The 1,248-nt window shown below is 45.1% G+C and carries 1 protein-coding gene; it reads right to left on the bottom strand.

Annotation, left to right across the window (positions count from 1 at the left end; genetic code table 11):
* Positions 1-1,224 (bottom strand): methyl-accepting chemotaxis protein (locus tag BCT81_RS22285; RefSeq protein ID WP_102425878.1); only part of this gene is annotated, 1,224 nt, incomplete at its 3' end.
* Positions 1,225-1,248 lie beyond the last annotated feature (24 nt).

Below are 1,248 nucleotides of genomic sequence, written 5' to 3'. Positions count from 1 at the left end.
AGCAACTACAGCAAAACCGCGCCCTTGTTCCCCTGCACGTGCCGCTTCGATAGCGGCGTTTAACGCTAGTAGATTAGTTTGCTCAGACACATCGCGAATCACACCAACCACTTGGCTTATCTCTGTAACACCAGATTGAAGATCTCTGACCAAGTTATTTGCAGTTGAAATGTTCTCAGATACTTGAGATATGGTCGTTGCGGTTACCTGCATGTTTTTATCATTTTGGTTAGCGTGATCGACCACTTTGTTGGTACTCGCAGCGGTGTTTTCTGCATTCATCGCGACATCTGAAATGGTCGCGCTCATCTCTGTCATTGCGGTCGATAACAGTTCAAGCTGTGCATGTTGCGAATTCACACTGGTTGCTGCCTCTTCACTGGCCTGCGCGATATGACTTGCCATATTACTAGACAGATCCGCAGACTCGTTTGCTGTACGAAGCGTTGTTTGCAGTTTGTCGAGCATGGTGTCGATCTGGTGGCTCATATCGCCCAACTCATCTTTACGTGTCATGTTCATACGGACACGAAGGTCACCATCGGCAATTTTATGCGTGTTATCGATAAGCTTGTTAAGCGGGACGATTATGTTATTTGAAATCGCATAACCCATCGCAAACAGTAAGCCTGATAAAACAACTGCGACCATACCTTCTTTAAGTGCTAATGCGTAGAAAGCCTCTTGAATATCAGCGACCAGTATTCCTGAGCCGATAATCCAGTTCCACTCAGGGAAGAGTTGTACGTAAGAGATTTTATCTTTTAGCTCACCTTGAGGGCTCATCCACTGGTAATCAAGAAAGCCTTTCTCTTGAGGAGAGCGTGAGATCGTCACCATTTCACGCCAATGGTGCTTTCCTGCTCCGTCTTTCAAATTACCTGCGTTGGTACCATTAAGCTCAGGTTTGAGCGGATGACTAATAATGTTGAGCTGCTGGTTAAGAATCCAGAAGTAATTGGTGTTGTCATAACGAAGCGTCTTAATGGCTTGTAGCGCTCGCTCCTTTGCGACTTCTTCACCTAGTACACTACGTTGGCTGTAGTAATAGCCGGCTAAGCTTACTGCGGTTTCAACTTGAGCACTGAGCTTATCTTGCCGCTCTTCCATAGAGCTGGCTCTTTGCTGCATGAGGTTAAATGTAGATGCCATTACTAGCAGTACAACCGATAGAACGACAATTGAGGCGAGTTTTGACTTGATAGATAAGTTACTTAATTTCATAGCTGACTGACTTTATTATTTGTT

It is taken from the genome of Vibrio sp. 10N.261.52.A1 (assembly GCF_002876325.1).
GTDB classification, from domain to species: domain Bacteria; phylum Pseudomonadota; class Gammaproteobacteria; order Enterobacterales; family Vibrionaceae; genus Vibrio; species Vibrio chagasii.
The sequence above is the reverse complement of the archived record's forward strand: the minus strand, read 5'-3'. Positions and strand labels throughout refer to the sequence as shown.